The organism is Arhodomonas sp. KWT, from assembly GCF_010993615.1.
On record NZ_WNXE01000069.1, the window covers coordinates 1 to 3731 of the forward strand.

The following is a 3731-nucleotide window of genomic DNA, read 5'->3' on the forward strand; positions in this document are numbered from 1 at the left end:
CCGGGGGTGTAGCCCACCTCCGGGTGCCCCGGGGTGCGTGAGTTCAGCTGGCGGAACGACTTGAGGTCCTCCAGCGACAGATCGTAGCCCGACAGGTGCAGCAGCGCGTACTGGAGCATCGAGCCGTGCCCGTTGGAGAGCACGAAGCGGTCGCGGTTGACCCAGTGCGGATTGCCCGGATTGTGGCGGAGGAAGTCGTTCCAGAGCACCTCCGCGATATCGGCCATGCCCATGGGCGCCCCCGGATGCCCGGAGTTGGCGCGCTGCACGGCGTCCATGGCCAGGGCACGGATGGCGTTCGCGAGTTCGCGGCGAGAAGGCATGCGGTGAGGTCTCCCGGATCAGCTGGTGGCGCAGGGCCGGCGCCCGCCAGGCTCCGCGCCGGCGCACGCCGCAGGGCGGTAATTCTCGCCAAGTTCCCGCAATGTGGCAAGCCAACGCCGGGTGCCGACAAGCGGCGCAGGGACCGGCGGCAAAAGGCCCGGCGCGGGGCGCGCCGGGCCCGGGTAACCACATCGTCACGAAATCACCTTTGAAATTCATGACGTCCTGAACCACCATGTAGTGAATTCATAACGAACATGTCCCCGCTTCAGGCTGCAGGGCGGCTCGATGAACGCCGCTTATGGGTCTACACGTCGGCGGGGGCTTTAGGCGATAAGCCGTCTCTTCCGGCCACCGGCCGGCCAGCGAAAGAGCCAGCAGCGACAGGGACGACGTGGCGCGTGAACGTGCCGCGGTGAGGCAGCACAACGGGCGCTCCCCCCGTAGCGGGGACGGGCATGCCCGTCTGCCGAGCGCAACGACGAACACGTGGAGACCGAGTCCCCGGACCGGGGGCGGCCGGCGCCGCCCCGCGCGGACCGGGATTTCAACCGTCCACAGGAAGGGCCACGACCATGGCGACACAAGAGAAGCAGGACTTCGGGAACAACCCGATAGAGGTGAGGGAAAGCGAACACTATCAGCAGGAGTACATCGAGGGCTTCGTCGACAAGTGGGACGAGCTCATCGACTGGGACAGCCGCGCCGAGAGCGAGGGCGACTTCTTCATCGACCTGCTGCGCGAGCGCGGCGTGAAGAGCGTGCTCGACGTCGCCACCGGCACCGGCTTCCACTCCGTGCGCCTGCTCGAGGCCGGCTTCGAGGTCGTCAGCTGCGACGGCAGCCCCGAGATGCTCGCCAAGGCCTTCGAGAACGGCCGGCAGCGTGGCCACATCCTGCGCACGGTGCAGGTGGACTGGCGCTGGCTGAACCGCGACATCCACTGCCACTACGACGCGGTGATCTGTCTCGGGAACTCCTTCACCCACCTGTTCTCCGAGCACGACCGGCGCAAGGCCCTGGCCGAGTTCTACGCCACACTCAAGCACGACGGCGTGCTGATCCTCGATCAGCGCAACTACGACGCCATCCTCGACGTCGGCTACTCCAGCAAGCACACCTTCTACTACTGCGGCGACCACGTCTCGGTCCACCCCGAGCACATGGACGACGGTCTCGCCCGGTTCAAGTACGAGTTCAACGACGGCTCCGTCTACCACCTCAACATGTTCCCGCTGCGCAAGGAGTACACGCGTCGGCTCATGCACGAGGTCGGTTTCCAGCACATCGACACCTACGGCGACTTCCAGGAGACCTACCGGGAGACGGAGCCGGACTTTTTCGTCCACGTCGCCGAGAAAAGCTATGAACAGGAGGACGCGTAATGGCTGCGACCTACACGGCAGCGGTTGAGACCGCGCGCGAGTACTACAACAGCGACGACGCCGATAACTTCTACTACACGGTATGGGGTGGCGAGGACATCCACATCGGGCTGTACAACAGCTCCGAGGAGCCGGTCTACGACGCCAGCCGGCGCACCGTCGCACGCATGGCCGAGAAGCTGCCGAAGATCGACGCGGAGACCCGCGTGCTCGATGTCGGCGCCGGCTACAGCGGCTCCGCGCGCTACCTCGCCAGGACCTACGGCTGCCACGTGACCGCGCTCAACCTCTCCGAGAAGGAGAACGAGCGGGCCCGGCAGAAGAATCGCGAGCAGGGCGTGGACCACCTCGTGGAGGTCATCGACGGCAGCTTCGAGGACCTGCCCTTCGACGACGCGAGCTTTGACGTGATCTGGTCCCAGGACGCGATCCTCCACAGCGGCGACCGTCCCAAGGTCCTGCGCGAGGTCGCGCGGGTGCTGCGCCCGGGCGGGCACTTCGTGTTCACCGACCCGATGCAGACGGACGACTGCCCGGAGGGCGTGCTCGATCCGATCTACGCGCGCATCCACCTCGAGACCCTCGGCTCCCCCGGCTTCTACCGCCGCGAGCTCAAGGGCCTCGGCTTCGAGGAGGTGGACTTCGAGGATCACACCGAGATGGTCGCGACCCATTACGGGCGCATCCTCAAGGCGCTCACCGAGCACGAGGCCGATGTGGGCAAGCGGGTCAGCAAGGACTACATCAAGCGGATGAAGACCGGCCTGCAGCACTGGGTCGACGGCGGCCACAAGGGCTACCTGGCCTGGGGTATCTTCGTCTTCCGCAAGGCGGACTGAGAATAGATCGCCGCGGGGCCCGGACGGCCCCGCGTTCGTTTCAACGGGCAAGGACCGTTAGAATGCCCGGTTCACCCATGACAGAGAGTGATTCATGAGCAAGAAGTATCTCTTTACCTCGGAATCCGTTTCTGAAGGCCACCCGGACAAGATGTGCGACCAGATCTCCGATGCGATTCTGGACGCCTACCTCGCCCAGGACCCGAAGGCGCGCGTCGCCGCCGAGTCCGTCGCCCAGACGGGCATGGTGCTGATCGCCGGCGAGACCAAGTCCTCGGCCACCGTGGACATCGAGAAGATCGTGCGCGACACGGTCGCCGAGATCGGCTACGACAGCTCCGAGAAGGGCTTCGACTACGCCACCTGCGCGGTGCTCAACGCGCTCGGCGCACAGTCCGAGGACATCAACCAGGGCGTCGACCGCAGCCGCCCGGAGGATCAGGGCGCCGGCGACCAGGGCCTGATGTTCGGCTACGCGTGCAACGAGACCGACACCCTCATGCCCGCGCCGATCGACTTCGCCCACCGCCTGGTGCGCAAGCACTCGGAGCTGCGCAAGAACGGCACGCTCCCCTGGCTGCGTCCCGACGCCAAGAGCCAGGTCACCTTTGCCTACGACGACGCCGGCCGGGTCACGGGCTGTGACGCCGTGGTGCTGTCCACCCAGCACGACGACGACATCACCCAGGAGCAGATCCACGAGGCGGTGATGGAGCACATCGTCAAGCCGGTGCTGCCGTCCGAGTGGCTGCACGGCGACACGAAGTTCCACATCAACCCGACCGGGCGGTTCGTCACCGGCGGCCCCCTCGGTGACTGCGGCCTGACCGGGCGCAAGATCATCGTCGACACCTACGGCGGCATGGCCCGTCACGGTGGTGGCGCGTTCTCCGGCAAGGACCCGTCCAAGGTCGACCGTTCCGCCGCCTATGCGGCACGCTACGTGGCCAAGAACGTCGTCGCCGCCGGTCTCGCCGACAAGTGCGAGGTCCAGCTCTCCTACGCCATCGGCGTGGCCGAGCCGACCTCCGTGATGCTCGAGACCTTCGGCACCGGCAAGATCGACAACAGCCAGCTCACCGACATCGTCCGTGAGATCTTCGATCTGCGCCCGTTCGGCATCCTCAAGATGCTCGACCTGGAGCGTCCGATCTACGCCGGCACCGCCGCCTACGGGCACTTC

General features: G+C 66.3%; 3 protein-coding genes and 1 pseudogene. 3 read left to right on the top strand and 1 reads right to left on the bottom strand.

What is annotated here, in order from left to right; genetic code table 11:
* Positions 1–323: pseudogene (locus tag G7A99_RS11370) on the bottom strand (transketolase); the annotation flags it as partial.
* A gap of 576 nt (positions 324–899) precedes the next feature.
* On the opposite strand from G7A99_RS11370, the gene G7A99_RS11375 reads away from it, so the two are divergent.
* The 3 genes from G7A99_RS11375 to metK all read left to right on the top strand — a co-directional run.
* Entirely contained in the window at positions 900–1709 is an 810-nt protein-coding gene (locus tag G7A99_RS11375; protein ID WP_163140267.1) for a class I SAM-dependent methyltransferase, read from the top strand.
* The gene (locus tag G7A99_RS11380; RefSeq protein ID WP_018716471.1) at positions 1709–2548 is read left to right on the top strand and encodes a methyltransferase domain-containing protein; all 840 of its coding nucleotides are present in this window, start codon (positions 1709–1711) and stop codon (positions 2546–2548) included. Before G7A99_RS11375 ends, G7A99_RS11380 begins: the two co-directional genes overlap by 1 nt.
* Positions 2549–2642: 94 nt before the next feature.
* Positions 2643–3731: methionine adenosyltransferase (gene metK, locus G7A99_RS11385; RefSeq protein ID WP_163140269.1), on the top strand; the 1089-nt coding region annotated here is incomplete at its 3' end.